Source organism: Pelomonas margarita (assembly GCF_043555875.1).
Lineage (GTDB): Bacteria > Pseudomonadota > Gammaproteobacteria > Burkholderiales > Burkholderiaceae_C > Pelomonas > Pelomonas margarita.
Map to the genome: position 1 here is coordinate 196,891 of NZ_JBIGHW010000004.1, position 16,660 is coordinate 213,550.

13 protein-coding genes are annotated in these 16,660 nt (G+C 70.5%); 1 reads left to right on the forward strand and 12 read right to left on the reverse strand.

The window, feature by feature from the left end; all coding sequences use genetic code 11:
* The first annotated feature begins 8 nt into the window (after positions 1–8).
* A complete protein-coding gene (locus tag ACG0Z3_RS09460) occupies positions 9–962 on the forward strand; it encodes an NAD(P)H-dependent flavin oxidoreductase (protein WP_394397107.1) in 954 nt (317 codons plus the stop codon).
* Positions 963–974: 12 nt separating this feature from the next.
* Here ACG0Z3_RS09460 and ACG0Z3_RS09465 read toward each other — a convergent pair whose 3' ends face one another.
* The 12 genes from ACG0Z3_RS09465 to ACG0Z3_RS09520 form a co-directional block, all read right to left on the reverse strand.
* Positions 975–1,622, reverse strand: a complete 648-nt coding sequence (locus tag ACG0Z3_RS09465) for a trimeric intracellular cation channel family protein (protein ID WP_394397108.1) — start codon at positions 1,620–1,622, stop codon at positions 975–977.
* Positions 1,623–1,638: 16 nt separating this feature from the next.
* A complete protein-coding gene (locus ACG0Z3_RS09470; RefSeq protein WP_394397110.1) occupies positions 1,639–3,585 on the reverse strand; it encodes a 3'-5' exonuclease in 1,947 nt (648 codons plus the stop codon).
* A gap of 70 nt (positions 3,586–3,655) precedes the next feature.
* Positions 3,656–5,233, reverse strand: coding sequence for an ABC transporter substrate-binding protein (locus tag ACG0Z3_RS09475; protein WP_394397112.1), 1,578 nt, complete (start codon positions 5,231–5,233; stop codon positions 3,656–3,658).
* 48 nt (positions 5,234–5,281) lie between these two features.
* The gene (locus tag ACG0Z3_RS09480) at positions 5,282–6,862 is read right to left on the reverse strand and encodes an ABC transporter substrate-binding protein (RefSeq protein ID WP_394397114.1); all 1,581 of its coding nucleotides are present in this window, start codon (positions 6,860–6,862) and stop codon (positions 5,282–5,284) included.
* A gap of 59 nt (positions 6,863–6,921) precedes the next feature.
* Positions 6,922–7,212, reverse strand: coding sequence for a hypothetical protein (locus ACG0Z3_RS09485; RefSeq protein ID WP_394397116.1), 291 nt, complete (start codon positions 7,210–7,212; stop codon positions 6,922–6,924).
* 6 nt (positions 7,213–7,218) lie between these two features.
* Positions 7,219–10,461, reverse strand: coding sequence for a CHAT domain-containing tetratricopeptide repeat protein (locus tag ACG0Z3_RS09490; RefSeq protein WP_394397118.1), 3,243 nt, complete (start codon positions 10,459–10,461; stop codon positions 7,219–7,221).
* Positions 10,458–11,069, reverse strand: coding sequence for a hypothetical protein (locus tag ACG0Z3_RS09495; protein ID WP_394397120.1), 612 nt, complete (start codon positions 11,067–11,069; stop codon positions 10,458–10,460). Before ACG0Z3_RS09495 ends, ACG0Z3_RS09490 begins: the two co-directional genes overlap by 4 nt.
* On the reverse strand, positions 11,066–11,701 hold the full coding sequence (locus tag ACG0Z3_RS09500) for an RNA polymerase sigma factor (RefSeq protein WP_394397122.1): 636 nt from the start codon (positions 11,699–11,701) through the stop codon (positions 11,066–11,068). The genes ACG0Z3_RS09495 and ACG0Z3_RS09500 overlap by 4 nt, the downstream gene beginning before the upstream one ends.
* Before the next feature lie 77 nt (positions 11,702–11,778).
* Positions 11,779–13,737 carry a PEP-CTERM sorting domain-containing protein gene (locus ACG0Z3_RS09505; RefSeq protein ID WP_394397124.1) on the reverse strand — a complete coding sequence of 653 codons (1,959 nt, stop codon included), beginning with the start codon at positions 13,735–13,737 and terminating at the stop codon, positions 11,779–11,781.
* Positions 13,738–13,858: 121 nt separating this feature from the next.
* On the reverse strand, positions 13,859–14,839 hold the full coding sequence (locus ACG0Z3_RS09510) for a PEP-CTERM sorting domain-containing protein (RefSeq protein WP_394397126.1): 981 nt from the start codon (positions 14,837–14,839) through the stop codon (positions 13,859–13,861).
* Between the two features lie 37 nt (positions 14,840–14,876).
* Positions 14,877–15,539 (reverse strand): helix-turn-helix transcriptional regulator, encoded by a 663-nt coding sequence (locus ACG0Z3_RS09515; protein ID WP_394397128.1) that lies wholly within the window; start codon positions 15,537–15,539, stop codon positions 14,877–14,879.
* Between the two features lie 118 nt (positions 15,540–15,657).
* The gene (locus ACG0Z3_RS09520) at positions 15,658–16,500 is read right to left on the reverse strand and encodes an isopenicillin N synthase family dioxygenase (RefSeq protein WP_394397130.1); all 843 of its coding nucleotides are present in this window, start codon (positions 16,498–16,500) and stop codon (positions 15,658–15,660) included.
* Between the last annotated feature and the right edge of the window lie 160 nt (positions 16,501–16,660).

Below are 16,660 nucleotides of genomic sequence, written 5' to 3' on the forward strand. Positions count from 1 at the left end.
GACCGACCTTGGCTTTGCCCGACATCCTGAAAAACCTGCCGCTGCCCGTCATCGGCTCGCCGCTGTTCATCATTAGCAACCCCAAGCTCGTCATCGAGCAGTGCAAGGCCGGCGTCGTCGGCTCCATGCCGGCGCTGAACGCGCGCCCGGCCGAGCTGCTGGACGAGTGGCTGTCCGAAATCACCGAGACGCTGGCGGCCTACAACAAGGCCAACCCCGACAAGCCGGCCGCGCCGTTCGCGATCAACCAGATCGTGCACAAGAGCAACGAGCGCCTGGAGCACGACATGGCGGTGTGCGCCAAGTACAAGGTGCCCATCGTCATCACCAGCCTGGGTGCGCGCGAGGACGTGAACCAGGCCGTGCACGCCTGGGGCGGCATCGTGCTGCACGACGTCATCAACAACAAGTTCGCGAAGAAGGCCATCGAGAAGGGCGCCGACGGCCTGATCGCCGTGGCGGCCGGTGCGGGCGGCCATGCGGGCGTGAAGAGCCCGTTCGCGCTGATCCAGGAAATCCGCGAGTGGTTCGACGGCCCGCTGGCACTGTCGGGTTCCATTGCATCGGGCGATGCCGTGCTGGCAGCACAGGCCTGCGGTGCGGACCTGGCCTACATCGGCTCGGCCTTCATCGCGACCGAAGAGGCGCGCGCCAGTGACGACTACAAACAGATGATCGTCGCCAGCAACAGCGACGACATCGTCTACAGCAACCTCTTCACCGGCGTGCACGGCAACTATCTGCGCGGCTCGGTCGTGGCAACCGGCCTGGACCCGGACAAGCTGCCCGAGAGCGACCCCAGCAAGATGAACTTCGGCGGCGGCGCGGCCAAGGCCTGGAAGGACATCTGGGGCAGCGGGCAGGGTATCGGCGCGGTGCGCGAGGTGGTGCCGGCGGCGCAGCTCGTCGCGCGGCTCAAGCGCGAGTACCAGGCGGCGAGGGCGCGCCTCGCGCTGGTCTGACCGGCACGGCGCTCAGCGCTTGTGGAAGCGCCAGGGCGGCAGCGTCCAGCCCGTCCACAGCGCCAGCGCACGCAGCATCACCGTGATGGCGGCTGCCGCGCTGATGGCGGCCCATTGCGGCGCCTGCAGCTGCACCGCCGCCACCACCACCCAGCCGCCGACGAAGCTGCACAGCGCGTAGGGCCGGTGGTCGTGGAAGGCCGCTGGGATCTCGTTGCAGACGATGTCTCGCAGCACGCCGCCGAAGGTGGCGGTGATGACGCCCATCAGCACCGCCACGATGGCCGGCATGCCGGCCTGTAGCGCGATCCAGCTGCCGTTGGCGGTGAACAGGCCCAGGCCCAGCGCGTCGGGCCACTCGATGGCGCGCTCCGTCAGCGCCAGGTGGCGGTGGCGCAGGAACAGCATCGCGCCGAAGGCCAGCCCCATCAGCGCCCACAGCCAGTCGGCGTGCTCGACCCAGAAGAAGGGCCGGCGGTCCAGCAGCACGTCGCGCAGTGTGCCGCCGCCGAAGGCCGACAGGCCTGCCACGACGCACAGGCCGACCACGTCCAGCTGCTTGCGCGCCCCGGCCAGCAGGCCGGACAACGCGAATGCCAGCGTGGCGGAGATTTCGACGACGGACTGCAGCGTCGAGAAGCTGATGACGGGAGGTTTCATCGCGAGGCCTGCGGTGTCAGTCGATCAGGGCCGCGTCGCGCAGGAAGCGGGACGGGCGCTGCGGGTCGAAGCTCAGCGTGAGCTGGCGCCGCGCGCGCGTCATGGCCACGTAGAGCAGGTTGCGGGTCTCGGTCGAGCTATCGCCGAACTCGCCCCGGGAGAGGTGCGGCACGATGACGTGGTCGAACTCCAGCCCCTTGGCCGCCTCGATGCTGGACAGCGCCACACGGTCGTGGCTGCGCAGGCGGCGCCGCGCGGCGTCCATGGCCGCGAACATGCGGAAGGCCCCGTCCACGCCGGCCTCCTCGGCCACGGCCACGCGGTGCAGCTGGGTGATGTTGTCCAGCACTTGCGCGGCGTCGTCCTGGCGCACGAACACGCGGCTGGCCAGCGCCAGTGGGTCCAGCGCGTTCAGGAACGAGGCCTCGAAGGCGCCGGCATGGCGCGTGCGCAGCACGCTCATCGCGGCTTCCAGCTGCCGCCGGGCGGCGGGGTGGGCGCTGCGCAGCACATGGGCGTCGACGAAGGCCCGTGTCGTGTCGGCGCTGGCGGCGGCCTCGCCGACGGCCACCCGCTGGGCCTCGGCGCTGTCGAGGTTGCGCAGCTCGATGCTGTCCACGCGAGCGCCCGAGAACAGCAGCAGCGCGTCCAGCAGCGCGGCTCGCTGCGCCGGGGTCTCAAAGCCCGTGTCGTCCTGGCAGGCGATGGCATACAGGCCGCGCACCAGCAGCGTTTCGGGGCGCTCCAGGTAGGGCGCGAAGCCGACGGTGTCGTAGGGCACGCCCAGGCGCAGCAGCTCATGCTCGATCAGCACGGACTGCGCGGCATGGCGCAGCAGCACGCGCAGGCTGGCATGGGCCTGCTGCTGGTGGTGGGCCTGCGCCTGGCGGGCGATGAAGGCCGCGGCCAGCCGGGGTGTCTCGCAGGACTCCAGGCGGATGAGCGTCTGCAGCGCCTCGTCCGCCGCGTAGGGCTTGCCGGCGAGCGCGCCCACGTGGCGGGCCAGCTGCGGGCTGAAGCGGTGGCTGCGGGTGAGCGGCAGCACCTCGGGCGGGCCGATCTCGGCGCGGAAGTGCTCGTGCATGAAGCCGGCTTCGGCTCCCGTCTGCGCGTGGATGACCTGGTCCCGGTCGCCCACGCCGACGAAGGCCGCACGCGGGTTGGCGGCCAGGACGGCCTTCAGCACCGTGAAGGCGGCGCGGTTCACGTCATGCATCTCGTCGACGCAGATCAGCGTGAGGCCCTGGCGCAGCGCGTCGTCGCCCGCGTCGATCTCGCCGCTCAGCAGCGCGCGGGCCAGGTCGTAGGCGCCGTCGCCGTGGAAGCGGAACTCCGGCCGGTCGGGGTGGCCGCCCTTGCGCGCGAACTCATAGCAGGCCCAGGCGCGCATCGTCAGGTAGCCGAAGCCCAGCTCATCGGCCAGCGCGGGCGTCATGCGCTGCTCTGGGTCGAGGTGCTCCACCAGCATGCGGCCCTTGATCACGTCGAAGGACTTCAACAGCCCCTCGACGAGGTCGCGCGGCTGCGCGTCAGTCATCAGCTCGTCAGGGTGGCGCTCGTCGGGCAGCGACTGCGCGCGCTCGATGGCGCGCACCACATAAGGCCGAGCCTGCTCGTGCGCGGTGATGACGCGGGCCGCCTCGCCCTGCGCGACTGCCAGTACCGCGAGGCTGAAGGCTTCGAAGGTCTGGATGCGCAACTGCTGCACGACGGCCCTGGGCACGCCGATGCCGGCCAGCCGCACCTTGAGCGCGGCGACGGCAGGCGCGGTGGTCGTCAGGGCCAGCACCGTCTCGGGCTGGGCGCCGCGCTGCAGCGCCTGGGCGATGCGCAGTGCGAGCGTCGTCGTCTTCGCCGCACCGGCATTGGCCTCCACGAGAAGGAGGCGGGTTCGGCGCAGCTGGATAGCCAGCTGCTCGGCACTGGGGCTGATGCCGGTGGGCTGGAAGGGGACGTCGCTCATTGCGCGGATTGTCCCGCGCTCGCCTGGCATGGCGGCACTTCAGGGCGGCACTGACGCCGCCCCGGCGACCTCACTTCATCGTGGCCCAGCGGGCCTGCGGGGCATCGTTGGCGGAGTGCGGGATGGTCACGCCCGCCTTCATCGCCCACGGCCGCACCTGGTGGTGGATGGGGATGAACAGGAACTCGTCGCGCGTGCGCTTCAAGGCCTCCTGCATCAGTGCCAGGCGCTTGGGCACGTCGGTCTCGACCTTCATCTGCTGCACGAGCGCATCCACCTTGGCGTCGCTGACGCGCGAGTAGTTGCCCTTGCCGTCGGCCCCCGAGGTCTTGGTGTGCACGATGTCCTGCAGCGTGTATTGCGCGTCGAAGGTCGTCACGCCCCAGCCATACATGTACAGCGGCAGGTCAAAGCGCTGCAGCGCGGCGGAGTGCTGGGTCATCGGCTGCGTCTGCAGCTTCGCCTTCAGGCCGATACGGGCCCACATCGACACCACTGCCTGGCAGATCTCCTCGTCGTTGACGTAGCGGTCGTTGGGGCAGGCCAGCGGCACCTCGAAGCCGTCGCCGTAGCCGGCCTCCGTCATCAGCTGCTTGGCGCGGGCGACGTCGGCCTTGGCCACGGTGTCCAGCTCCTGTGACCAGCCGTAGGCCACGGGCGCCACCATGACGGCCGCCGGAATGGACAGGCCGCGCATCAGGCTGCGCTTGATGGCCTCGCGGTCGATGGCCAGCGACATGGCCTCGCGCACACGCTTGTCCTTGAAGGGGTTCTTGCCCTTCACGGAGGCGCCCTTGATCTCGTCGCTGCCGATGTCCAGGGCGAAAAACACGGTGCGGTTCTCCGGCCCGTCGATGACCTTCAGTCGCGGGTCGGCCTTGAGCTTGGTGACGTCCTGCGGCGGCAGGTCGGTCAGCAGGTCCAGGGCTCCCGACAGCAGGGCGGCCACGCGCGTGGCGTCCGACTTGATGGGCAGGTAAACGACCTCGCTGATGTTGCCCGTGGGCTTGTCCCACCAGTCTTTGTTGGCCACCATCGTGACCTTCTGGTCCGGCGTCCAGCTGGTGATGCGGAACGGGCCGGTGCCGTTGGCGTTGCGGGCGGCGAAGGTGTCCTCCTTGGCCTTGAAGTCCTGCGGGTTCTCGGAGCGGTTCTTGGTCGCCCAGGCCTTGCTGACGATGCGCACGAAGGTCAGGTTGCGCAGCAGCACGGGGTTGGGGCCGTCGAGGATCAGGTCCACCGTGTGGCTGTCGATCTTCTTGGCCTCCTTGATGCCGGAAGCGTAGATGATCATGTTGCTGGCTGGGTGCTTGATGCGCTGCAGGCTGAATACCACGTCGTCCGCTGTGAAGGGCGTACCGTCGTGGAACTTCACGCCACGGCGCAGCTCGAAGCGCATCTGCGTGGGTGACACCATCGTCCACTTGGTGGCCAGCGCCGGCTCCACGTCGAACTTCTCGGTGTAGCGCGTCAGGCCTTCGTAGGCGTAGCCCGAGATGGTCGTCGTGGCCGAGTGGTTCTGGGAGTGCGGGTCCAGCGTCTGGATGTCGTTCTGCGCGGCCCAGCGCAGCGTGTTAGCGGTGGCGGGAGCGGTGGCGGCGAGCGAAGCGCACACCAGAAGCGCGGCGGTGGCCATGCGCAGTTTCATCGGCGATCCTCCTGGGTTAGGAGGGCGCATGATCGCCGAAGTCGCCGGCTATTTCACGGTGGTGTAGCGGGCCTCGAAGTAGTCGTTGGAGCGGTGCGTGGTCTGCACGCCGGGCTTCAGCGCCCAGGGCCGCATCTGGTGGTGCATGGGGATGAACAGGAACTCGTCGCGGATGCGCAGCACGGCCTCGCGGATGAGTGCGTTGCGCCGGGCCACGTCGGGCTCGAACTTGATCTGCTGGATCAGCGCGTCCAGGCGCGCATCGCTGACGCGGCCGAAATTGAAGTTGCCGTCCGCGCCGGCCGTGCGCGTGTGTCCCCAGGACTGCATGGCGTACAGCGCGTCGTAGGTCGACACGCCCCAGCCCAGCATGAAGAACGCCGACTCCATGCGCTGGAAGGTCTGGCTGTGGGTGGCAAACGGCGCGGCGACGAGGCGCGCCCTCACGCCGATCTTGGCCCACATGGAGACGGCCGCCTGGCAGATCTGCTCGTCATTGACGTAGCGGTTGTTGGGGCAGTGCAGCGGCAGCTCGAAGCCGTTCGCGTAGCCCGCGTCCGCCAGCAGGCGGCGTGCCTTGGCGAGGTCGGGCTTGAGTGGCGCGTCCAGCGCGCTGTCGTAGCCGTTCACGCCCGGTGGGATCATCAGCGCGCCCGGCACCGACAGGCCGCGCATGAGGCTGCGCTGGATGGCCTCGCGATCCATCGCCAGGTTCAGCGCCTCGCGCACGCGGCGATCCTTGAACGGGTTGCGGCCCTTCACGCTGGACTCGCGCAGCTCGTCGCTGCCCTGGTCCATGACGAAGAAGATGGTGCGAATCTCGGGGCCTTCCAGCAGCCGGACACGGCCGTCCGCCTTGAGCTTGAAGAAGTCCTGCGGCGGTAGGTCAGTGACGAGGTCCACGTCCCCGGACAGCAGCGCCGCCACCCGCGTCGGCGCGCTCTTGATGGGCAGATAGGCCAACTCGGTGACGTTGCCGGGGTTCTTGTCCCACCAGTCCGGGTTGGCCACCATCGTCACGGCCTGGTCGGGCTGCCAGCGCACCAGCTTGTATGGCCCCGTGCCGTTGGCGTTGCGCGATGCGTGGTTCTCTTCCTTGGCCTTGTAGTCCTGTGTGCTGGTCGTGTTGTGCTTCGTGGACCACAGCTTGCTCATGATGGGGAAGCTGATGATGTTCTGCAGCAGCATCGGCGTGGGGGCTTCCAGCATCAGGTCGACGGTATGGTCATCGACCTTCTGCACAGCCTTGATGCCCGACACATAGGTCTGCTTGGTGCCTTGCGGCTGCGTGATGCGGCCGAAGCTGAACACCACGTCGTCGGCCGTGAACGGCGAGCCGTCGTGGAACTTCACCCCCTTGCGCAGTTCGAAGCGAACCTGCGTTTGCGACAGGTACGTCCACTTGGTGGCCAGCGACGGTTCGGGTCGGTAGCCCTTGCTCAGCCGGGTCAGGCCCTCGTAGATGTGGGCGCCGATGGCGTTGGAGGTGTTGTGGTCCTGCGCGTGCGGGTCCAGCGTCAGGATGTCGTTCTGTGCGGCCCAGCGCAGCGGGGCGGCCTGAGCTGAGGGCAGGGCGGCGCCCAGGGTCAGGGCGGCCAGCAGCGGCAGCAGGTGGAGGACAGCGGTCATGCAGCTTCTTCGGGGAGGACAGAAGCCGAAAAATGTAGCGACGCGCCGGCCCTGGCCGGCTAGGGCTTGCCCGTGACTTCGAGCGAGCAGTCGCAGCCGCTGCCAGACGAAATCCAGCGCTTCACCAGCCAGCCCCTCAGGCCGCTCGGTTGCGCCATCAGCGCGCCGCACACGTAGCGGGCGCCGTCCCAGCGCAGCGCGGCGCAGGCGCCCTTCAGGCGCCGGCTCAGCAAGACACCCAGCGGGCAGGGTTCGGCCAGGCAGCAGACGCCGCAGCCGTTGCATGTGGAACCGAACGCCGGCTTGGGCGGCGCGTCGGGGTGGATGTCGATGACCCGGGTGGGAGGCATGCCCCATCATGACCCAACGCCCGCACGGGCGAGCAGCACGAAAGCGGCCCAGTCGCGCGCGGGCGCGCCCTCCGCCATCGCTTGCCGCTGCGCCTGTTGCAAGGCCGTGGCGGCATCACCGTGCTGGCGTGTGTAAGCGGTGTAGAAGCGTTGCATGAAGCGCGCCGTGGCGCGGTCGTCCACGCGCCACAGGCTGGCTAGCACCTGGCCGGCGCCCCGGTCCAGCAGCGCGGCGGCCAGGCCGTCGACCTCGCGGCCACCGCCGCCCGAATCCATCACGGCCGTCTCGCAGGCCGACAAGGTCACCAGTTGGGGCCGGCCGATGTCGATGCGGCGCATGCGCTCCAGCGGGAGGCGGCTGCCGTCGCCCAGCAGCAACCAGGACTTGGCGATGCTGCCCGGGCGCAGCACGAAATGCGTGCTGATGTGCAGCAGCTCGTTCGCTGTCGGGGCGGCGTCGGCGCGCGTCAATGCGGCTTCGGTGAACAGCCCGTTGAGCCTGGCCTGACCGCGCACCGGACCCTGGCCGCGGGCGGTGCTGCCGCAACTGCTGTTGCTGCCGGCTTCCAGGCCGAGCACCGGGCCGTCCACGATGTCGCACAGTTCATCGGCCACGGCTGTCAGCGCGGGCAGGCCCTGGAAGGCCTGTGTCACGCCGAACGCGTTGATCTGCGGCGCCACGGTGGGCCTGGCCGCCGGGCGCTGCGGCGCGGCTAGGCCGCCGGCCACGACGAAGCGGTAGCGCGCCGCCAGTGGCTGTCGGCCGTCATGCATCAGCCCGGGCGGCAGGTAGCGCAGCGGCCCGTCCAGCCAGACGACGATCCGGCCCGCGCGCTGGCGCCGTGCGGCCTGGTCGATCAGGTGGCCGAAGCGGCTGTACAGCACCTTGGCCAGCGGCTGGACGGCGCCGGCCGACTGGGTGCCCGCGAGCGCGTCGCGCAGCGCAGCGACCTGGCGCGCCAGCTCGGTGGCACCCAGGTCCAGCTGGTGTACCTGGGTGCCACCGGCCCCCATCAGCAGCAGGCTCAGGCGCTGTTCACCGGCCAGCGTGTAGACGTGAAGCTGGCCGGCCGGTGGCTTGTTCGTCGGCGCCTTGCGGCCCGGTGGCGATGGGCGTGGCTGGGTGCCCAGGCCGGTCAGCAGCGCGTTCAACCCGGCGGCGCGGTGGTCGCGCTGCGCGGCCTCGTCGCGGCGCAGTTGGGCCAGGCGTGCGGTTTCTTCCGCCGTGATGCGCTGCGAGGCGGCGCGCTCGCTCAGGGCGCGCAGCTCGGTCGCGCCGGCCCCGCCTTGCAGCGCCGACTCCAGCCGCTGCCACGCAGCCTGCTCGGCCGCGCTCAAGCTGATACCGCCAGCCGCGAAGGCGTCGACGAAGCCGCGTTCGTTGAACTCGGCCTGCTCCTGCAGCTTCAGCAGCCGCATGACCTCCAGCGCCTCGGGAATGCGTTGCGCCTGCAGCAGCCAGTCGGCCACGCGGCGGTACAGCGGCGCCTTGTCGGCGAGGTAGCGCGCGTCGGCCACGGTGCCCAGCGGCAGCAGGCGCTGGCGTTGCTGCTGCAACCGGGTCAACGCCAGCTTGCCGAGGAAGATGGCCTGGTCGCGCTGGCCGGTATCGGCGAGCACGTCGGCCCACAGCGCCAGCGCCTGCCATTGCAGGCGCGGCTGGCCGGAGGCCAGGGCGGCCGCCACGGCGCTGCGGGCGGCGGCGTCGGCCGCGCCCGCGTCACCTGCAGCGCGGGCGCGTCGGGCAAGGGACATCTGCGTCAGCGCGTCGGTGTCGGGCGTGCCGGCTGCACTCGTGGTGGGCGGGCAGGCGGCGGCCTGCAGCTCGCAGGCCTGGGTCTGGATGAAACGGCGGTCGGGATGCTCGGGCGGCATCGCGGCGGCCACGGCCTGGTCGGCGGCCAGCCAGGCGCGGGCCGCCGCCGCGGTGTCGCCCCGGCGTTGGGCCAGCGTGGCCTGCAGCACCTGCAGGCGCGCGCTCTCCTCGGGGCTGCGCGGGCGGCTGTCGGTGGCCACCCATTGCAGTGAGGTGGCTGCCTCGTCCAGTTCGCCCAGTTCGATCATGGCCAGCGCATGGCCCAGCCGCAGCGCCAGCGCGGTGTCGGCCTCGGGCGCGCCGACGGTCGTGCTCAGCAGCGCCAGCGCGCGCCGGTAGGTCGCCACGCCTTCGCCCAGTTCGCCCAGTGCCAGCTGCGCCTCGGCCACGCGGCGCAAGGGTCGTGCACCGCGCGCGGTGGCGGCCTCGGGCCGGCCTGCCAGCGTGGCCACGGCTTCGTGGGCCACCTGCAGCGCCTCGGCCGGGCGGCCGCGCGCGAGCAGCAGGCCCGACAGCGTCTCGCGCACCGAGGCCTGGTGGCCCATCAGGTCGACGGCTCCCGCCGCCTGCGCGTCGCGGGCCTGCTGCAGCGCGGCCTGCAGTGCGGCCTCGGCGGCGTCGAAGCGGGCCTGGCTCATCAGCAGCAGGCCGCGGTTGTGCAGCGCGGTGGCGATGTTGACCGGGTCCTGCGTCAGGCGCACCTGGCGCAGCGCGATCTCGCGCTCGGTGTAGGCCAGCGCGTCGGCCAGCCGCGACTGGCGGCGCGCCAGATTGGCCAGCGAGTTCAAGGCGGCCGCCGCCTGCGGGGCCAGCGTGTCGGGCTGCGCCAGAGCTTCGTCCAGCAGGCCCAGCAGCAGCTGGTTGGCCTCGTCGAAGCGGCGCGCCCGCGACAGCAGCGAGCCGTGGTTGAGGCGCACGCGCAGGCTGTCGCCGAGGCTGGCGCCCGAGCCAGGGTCGACCATCGCGTCCACGGCGCGCTGCGACCATGTCAGCGCCGTGTCCAGCTGCGCGCGCTGCAGCCAGATCACCATCAGCATGCCGGCCACCATGCTGCGCTTGTCGATGTGGGCGGGGCTGGCGGCCAGGTACTGGTGGTAAGCGGCGTCCAGCAGCGGCTCGGCCTCGGCGGAGCGGCCCAGCCACACCAGCGCGGCCGCCACCTGGGCCCGCCACTCGGTGAGCAGCAGGGCGGGGCTGGCCGGGTTGCGCGCCACCTGCCGCCAGCCCTGGCAGGCCTCGGCCAGCCCGGCGCCGGTGGTGGCTGTCTGCGCGGCAACGATGCGCTGGGTCAGTACGGCAAGGTCGGTCGCAGGCGCCTCGGGCACGGTCGCGCAGGCCGTCTCAAGCGCGGCGGTCGGGTCGGCGGTGGCGCTGCCTGCGGCCAGCAACCCCGCAAGCACCCAGGTGGGGGGCTTCCATCTCGACGTGCTCATGGGCGGGCCGGTGCGGGCGTGTTGACGAATTCGATCTGCAGGCTGGGCCCGGTGGGTGCGGCCAGGCCTAGCCGCTTCAGCGCCTCGGCTTGCCGGGCCGGCAGGGGCACGGGCAGGCTGACGTCGATGCCCAGGCGCCCCAGGCGCTCGAAGGGCTGCGCGTCGAAGCCGGCGGCTTGAAGGGCCCGCAGCAACTGCTGGCGGCGCTGCACCACGTCTACGGTCTCGACGCGCTGCACCGGCGCGCCGCGCAGCGCGCTGCCGTCGTCGGTGCCGTCCCTGGCGGGCACGAAGACCAGCACGACACCGCACAGGGCGACGCAGGCCGCCAGCGCCGGGCGCCACCACGCGCCGGCCTTGCCGCGTGGCGGGGCATCGTTGGCGGCCGATGCCAGCACGCCGGCGTCGCGCGCCCGGGTCAGCAGGCGGCCGACCCGCGCATCGGCGTCCGCTGGCGCGCCCGGCGGCGCCGTCACGCGGTAGCTCAGCACGGCCGCGCGCAGCCAGGCGGCTTCCCTGCGCGTGCGCGCATCGGCGTCGGGCGCCGTGCGGCCGGCCATCAGGTCCAGCCAGTGCTGGTCGTCGTCGTCGGGCGTGGTGGGCGTCATGGTGTGCCCCCGGTGGGGCCGACGAGGGTGTACCAGGCCGCGAAAAAGGGGCGCGCCTTCTTGCGGCATTGCGAGATGAACTCGCGCGTGGCGCCGGGGCTGCGTTCCAGCAGGCCTTCGATCGCGGCGTTGTCCAGGCCATCCTCCACGACCCAGCGCAGCACCGTCGCATGCTCGGGGTGCACGGCGGCGAACTGCTCGAAGCAGCGGCGGAACACGGCCTCGACCTGGTGCTCGGCCAGCGCGCCCTCCGGCGTGGCCACGCCTTGAACCGACAGGCCCAGCACGGCGGCCTCGGCTTCGTGGGTCAGCTGCCCGTCGTCGTCGTGCAGGGCTTCTTCCCGTGGCGCCTGCACGGCGCGCTGCCGCAGCGCGTCCAGCAGCGTGTGGCGCACGATCTGGTGAATCCAGGCGATGGGGTCACCCGTGCTGCGAAAGCTCGCGCAGCGCTGCCAGACCTTGACCATCGCCTCCTGCACCACGTCCTCCGCCGCCTGCCAGCTGCGCAGCGCGGCGGCGGCCTCGCGGTAGAAGCGCGCGCCGTGCTCGCGGTCGACCACGCGCAGCCAGGTCTCGATCTGGCGGCCGCCTTCGCGGCAGGCCTGAGTGAACGATTGAGCGGACAGGTGCATGGAACGCGGGGCGGTTGCAGGCTGGCGGCGATGGTACGGGCAAGGCCTGGCCCCGGCTGTTTCATGTCACCCCAGCCTCACGGGTGTGTGGCCCTGGTGGCTTGCTGGCGGCGTCCACGCATTCGGCGGCCGCCCATGAGCGTCAGCCCGACAAGCCAGAGGGCCACCGTCGCCGGCTCCGGCACCGCCGTCACCCGCAGCAGCACGCTGTCGGCCGTGTACTCCACGGCGAACTGGCCGGCGCCCAGGCCATGCCAGCTGACGCTGTCGAAGGTCGAGCCGGACAGACGCTGGCCGAAGCTGGCGAGGGTGTAGACCTCGCCCAGCTGCAGCGTCAGGCCCGCACCGCCCCAGATGGACAGTTCGCCGTTCAGCAGCACGTCGCTGGTGACGGCCAGCTTGTCGGACACGCCGCCACCGGCAAGGTCGATGTGCAGAACGGAGCTGCCCGTCAGCGTCAGGTCGCCGTCGATGGTCAGGGTGCCGACGGCGTCGAGCTGGCCGGGGTCAATGGTGCCGTTGCTGGTGAGGGCTGTGCCGGCGTTGAGCGTCTTCACGGTGCCGTCGCCGGTGAGCAGGCCGTCGCTGACGAACTGGCTGCTGTACGCCTGCAGCAGCGCGCCGGCGGCCACGTCCACTCGGCCCGTGTTGCTGAAGCCGGCATCGACGCTGAAGCTGCCCTGGGCGACCTGCAGCAGACCAGCGTTGACGAAGCCGGTGGTGTAGGTTTCGCCCAGGCCCGTGCGCACATAGCGGCCGTGGTTCGTGAAGAGGCGCGCGCCGGTGAGCGTCTTGTAGCCCGACGCCGAGGCCGCGCCCTCGTCGCTGAACGTGGCGCCGGCGGCGATGTCGACGTGGGCGTCCGGCCCTGCGCTGCCACCGGTGGCCACGGCCAGGCGGCCGTTGCCGGCCGTCCAGCGGCTGGCGCCGGCGAGGTTGAGCGTGTGGTTGTAGTCGACGCTCAGCGTGTCGGCGCCGGAGAACGTGGCGGGGCCGGTCACGTTCAGCGTGCCGCCGCCCGGCGCGCCGCTGTTGCCGCCGAGCTTGCCGTGGTTGAACGTGAAGGCGCGGGTGGTGAGCGTGCCGGGGCCGGCGATCTGGGTGCCGTTCATCACCAGCGAGTCGACAGCGTGCGCTCCCTGGATCACCATCGTGCCGAAGTCCATCTGCCAGGCGCCGTCGATCTGCGCGCCGCTGGCCACCGTCACGCTGCCGCCGTACTGCCGGACCAGGCCGCTGTTGTTGACGACGCTGCCCTGCGTGAACGTCATGTTGGACAGCCCCAGCGTGCTGCCGCTGGCGACGTTGATGGTGCCGGCGGAGGTGTTGGCGTAGTTGCCGTTGTCGAAGATGAAGTTGCCGCTGGCGACGTTCAGTGTGCCGGTGGCGTTGACGTTGACGTTGCGGGCGTAGGTGTCGCCCAGGCCGGTGCGCAGGTAGTTGCCGTTGACGTTGGTGCCGCTGAGGATCTTGTAGCCGGAGCCGCTGGCCGCGCCCAGGTCGGTGAACGTGGTGCCCGCGCCGACGTTGATGGCCGAGGCCGCGAAGCTCTGGCCGCCGGCGCTGTAGGCGCTGTCCACCGAGATGCGGCCGTTGCCCTGCAGCCAGGTGGCGTTGCCGCCGAGGTTGATGGTGCTGCTGTAGGAGACCGTCTGCGTCTGCGTGCCGTCGAACACGGCGGCGCCGCTGACGTTCATGAAGCCGCCGGCGCCCTGCGCCACGGAGCGGCCGAAGTAGCCCGAGCTGAACGACAGCGCACCCACCGTCAGCGTGGAGGTGCTGGCCAGGTTGCCGTTGATGAACAGCTGCGCCACGCTGCGCGGATCGCGCACGAGCACGGTGCCGGTGCCGGTGCCCTGGATGGTGGCGCTGTCGCCGCTGCCCGGCACGCCCAGCAGTGTCCAGCGCGAGGCGTCGCCCCAGACGCCGTCGCCGCCCTGCCAGATGTAGTCGACGGCCCAGGCGGGAGCCTGCAGCAGGCTGATTGCCAGTGCGACGCCGCCGAGTTGGAGGTACTTGCGAGGGTTCTTGTTCATGGGTGTTCCATTTCTGCGGATGACAGCGAAATCGAGGGTCGCTCGGGCAGCAGGTCCGCCTGCGTCGATCAACACCGGACAGGTGCGCCGGAGGTTTGTCAGGCCGGCCGGCGGGCCTGCGTCACCCGCGCGGTGCGCGGCCGCGGCGTGCGATCAGGCCCAGCATGGCGAAGCCGGCCAGCCAGAGCAGCGTGGTTGCTGGTTCCGGCACGGCGCTGACGGTGTTGGGGAAGAAGCCCGAGGCCGACGTCGTGACGGTGCCCTCGGGGCCGCTGAAGGACGCGCCGACCGAATGCGAGAAGTCGACGACGAAGGTGAGGCGCTCAGGCAGCGGGAAGTCCGACTGGAAGCGCGCCGATACGTTCAAGTAAGCGACCCATTCGAAGCTGCCACCCGGCTCGAAGGTCGAACTGATGACGGTGGGGGTGTTCGCCTGGACATCGATGTAGGGTGCCGTCGCACCATCGAACCACGGCGTGTACGGGCGCCCCAGATAGCCGCCGACGCCGCTGTCGCTGATGCGCAGCGCGCTGATCGCGGCGCTCAGGCGGGTGTATTCCGCCTGAGCTTCTGCGTTCCAGGGCTTGTCCCACAGCGCGTCCATCTGGGTCTGCAGGGCCATGTAGCCGGGGCGGTAGGCCTGGAAGCCGAAGATGACCAGGCTCTGGAAATCCGGGTCCAGAGGCGCCATCAGGGCGCTCGGCAGCGACTGCCGGATGGTGCCGGTGACGGAGAAGCTGAACGTGACCTTCTCGCCCGGCTGCCAGGCGTGGGCCTGGCCGGTGGCGGCGTCGACGGCGCCGAAGGTGTCGCCGAATTGCGCAGTCGCGCTGCTGTTGATGTAGTCGGCGGTGCCGCCCGCCGAGGCTTTCAGCGAGCCCTCGGCCAGCGAGGCGCGCGAGTAGGCACTGTCGATGCCGTTGTAGGTGGTATCGGCGGTCAGCGCGCTCTCGGTGGTCGCGCCGGTGGTGTTGGACACCAGACGCTGCGTGTCGGGCGCGGCGTAGATGTAGGAGACGTTGGCCACCGACATCGATTGGGCAAAGGTGCTCGTGGCGGCGGTGGTCAGGGCGAGGGCAGTCCAGAGGGCCAGGTGTTTCATTGGGCGTTCCAGGGGATTTCAGTGATGACAGCGAGAATCAGGCGGGCCCGCCGTTGGCGAGCCGGGGGTGCACGCCACTGTGCCCAGCGCCCGCGGTGCCGTCGTTGCCTGTTTGGGCAAGACCCGACCCTTGAGCGCGCGCCGCCCCCGCAAGCCAGGGGTGCGTTGGCATGGCGGCGCTGCGCAGGATCAGCGAGACGAGTTGCGACTGCCGGCGCGTGCCGCTCTTCACCAGTACGCGTTTGATGTGGGACTGCACGGTGTTGATCTGCACGCCCATCGCCAGCGCCAGTTCGGCGCCCGTCTGGCCCTGGGCCAGGCCCGCAGCCACCAGTGCCTCGGTGGGTGTGAGGTCGAAGAGGTCCTGCAGCAGATCGGTGTCGGGTGTCTCCAGTGCGGGATCCCGCAGCGTGACCAGCACCCATTCCATGCCCGACGCCGACAGCCGTTCGGCGCGCAGCGTCAATGCCGGGCCGTCGGCCCGTGGCAGGGATGCCGCCGTGCGGCTGCCGCGCACGGCCCTCGCCAGCGCGCGGTTCAGCGCGGGTTGGTCGCCGGGCGTGTGCAGGCTGCGCTGCTGCACGGTCAGCACGGGCGTGGCCCAGGCCAGCAGGCGTTGCGCGGCCGGGCTCACATGCACCACGCTCAGCCGGATGTCCAGCAGGATGCAGGGCCCTGCTGGCACAAGCCGTTCGATCATCGAAGCCTCCGTCTGCGACGCAGTGCTTGCGGTGCTCCGGTGGAACCCGCCGCCTGCGTCGGTCAGAGGAGAGACGAATGCGCTGCCGATTTGTCAGGCGGCGCGGCGAAAACCGGGATCAGGTCTTGACGCCCAGCTCGCGCAGGCGCTCGTTGAGGTAGGCGTCCGCCGTGTAGCGGTCGCTCAGCACCACGTTGTCGCGAGGGTGCAGGAACAGCGGCAGCGACACGCGGCTCTTCTTCGCGCCGTCGCCGGTCGGGTTGACGACGCGGTGCTGCGTCGACGGGTAGTAGCCCGCAGAGGCTTCTTGCAGCATGTCGCCGATGTTGATGGTCAGCGTGCCGAAGTCGCAGGGCACGTCATGCCAGGCGCCGTCCTTACCCAGCACCTGCAGGCCGGGCTCGTTGGCGGCGGGCAGGATGGTCAGCAGGTTGATGTCGCCGTGCGCTGCGGCGCGCAGCGAGCCGGCCGGCTCCAACCCCGTCAGCGGCGGGTAGCGCAGCACGCGCAGCAGCGTCTTGTTGCTGCCCTGGATCATGTTGGACAGCGGCTCGCGGTACTTCGCGGCGATGTCCGGCGGCGTGTAGCGCTCCACCCAGCCCAGCAGCTCCTCGGCCAGTGCGTTGGCCTCGCGGTAGTAGGTGAGGGCGTCTTCCCTCAGCTGCTCCGGGATGCGGCCCCAGGGGTAGACATGGAAGTACTCCTTGATGTCCTTTTGCTTGGAACCCTTCGCAGTTTCTGAAATCTCGGTTGAAAACCAGCCGTCCTGTGTCTCGCGCGAGAACGCGTAGGCGTCCTTGCCCTCGCCGTTGAAGAACGCGAGCCAGTCCGCGTAGATCTTCTCGACCAGGGCCTGCCGGATGGGGTGGTGGGTCAGCACGCCGAAGCCGGTTTCGTGCAGGGAGCGGGTGAACTTCTCGGCTGCGTCCGCAGCGCGGTAGTCGACGACCTGGACTTGCATGGGGAATCCTCGTTGTCCCGTGGCGCAGCCATTCAATCGCGGGGCTGTCGCGGGCGCAAGTTTACGAGGCAGTCAACTTTTTTCGAGCCCGATCAGTGAAGTTTGTCGCGGCCGGGCGGCTGCGCCGGGCAAACCCGAGGTGCTAGAGTTCGGCCCCTTG

Coding starts and splice junctions, on each gene's coding strand:
- ACG0Z3_RS09465 (WP_394397108.1), bottom strand. CDS start 1,622: ATGAAACCTCCCGTCATCAGCTTCTCGACGCTGCAGTCCGTCGTCGAA.
- ACG0Z3_RS09470 (WP_394397110.1), bottom strand. CDS start 3,585: ATGAGCGACGTCCCCTTCCAGCCCACCGGCATCAGCCCCAGTGCCGAG.
- ACG0Z3_RS09475 (WP_394397112.1), bottom strand. CDS start 5,233: ATGAAACTGCGCATGGCCACCGCCGCGCTTCTGGTGTGCGCTTCGCTC.
- ACG0Z3_RS09480 (WP_394397114.1), bottom strand. CDS start 6,862: ATGACCGCTGTCCTCCACCTGCTGCCGCTGCTGGCCGCCCTGACCCTG.
- ACG0Z3_RS09485 (WP_394397116.1), bottom strand. CDS start 7,212: ATGCCTCCCACCCGGGTCATCGACATCCACCCCGACGCGCCGCCCAAG.
- ACG0Z3_RS09490 (WP_394397118.1), bottom strand. CDS start 10,461: ATGAGCACGTCGAGATGGAAGCCCCCCACCTGGGTGCTTGCGGGGTTG.
- ACG0Z3_RS09495 (WP_394397120.1), bottom strand. CDS start 11,069: ATGACGCCCACCACGCCCGACGACGACGACCAGCACTGGCTGGACCTG.
- ACG0Z3_RS09500 (WP_394397122.1), bottom strand. CDS start 11,701: ATGCACCTGTCCGCTCAATCGTTCACTCAGGCCTGCCGCGAAGGCGGC.
- ACG0Z3_RS09505 (WP_394397124.1), bottom strand. CDS start 13,737: ATGAACAAGAACCCTCGCAAGTACCTCCAACTCGGCGGCGTCGCACTG.
- ACG0Z3_RS09510 (WP_394397126.1), bottom strand. CDS start 14,839: ATGAAACACCTGGCCCTCTGGACTGCCCTCGCCCTGACCACCGCCGCC.
- ACG0Z3_RS09515 (WP_394397128.1), bottom strand. CDS start 15,539: ATGATCGAACGGCTTGTGCCAGCAGGGCCCTGCATCCTGCTGGACATC.
- ACG0Z3_RS09520 (WP_394397130.1), bottom strand. CDS start 16,500: ATGCAAGTCCAGGTCGTCGACTACCGCGCTGCGGACGCAGCCGAGAAG.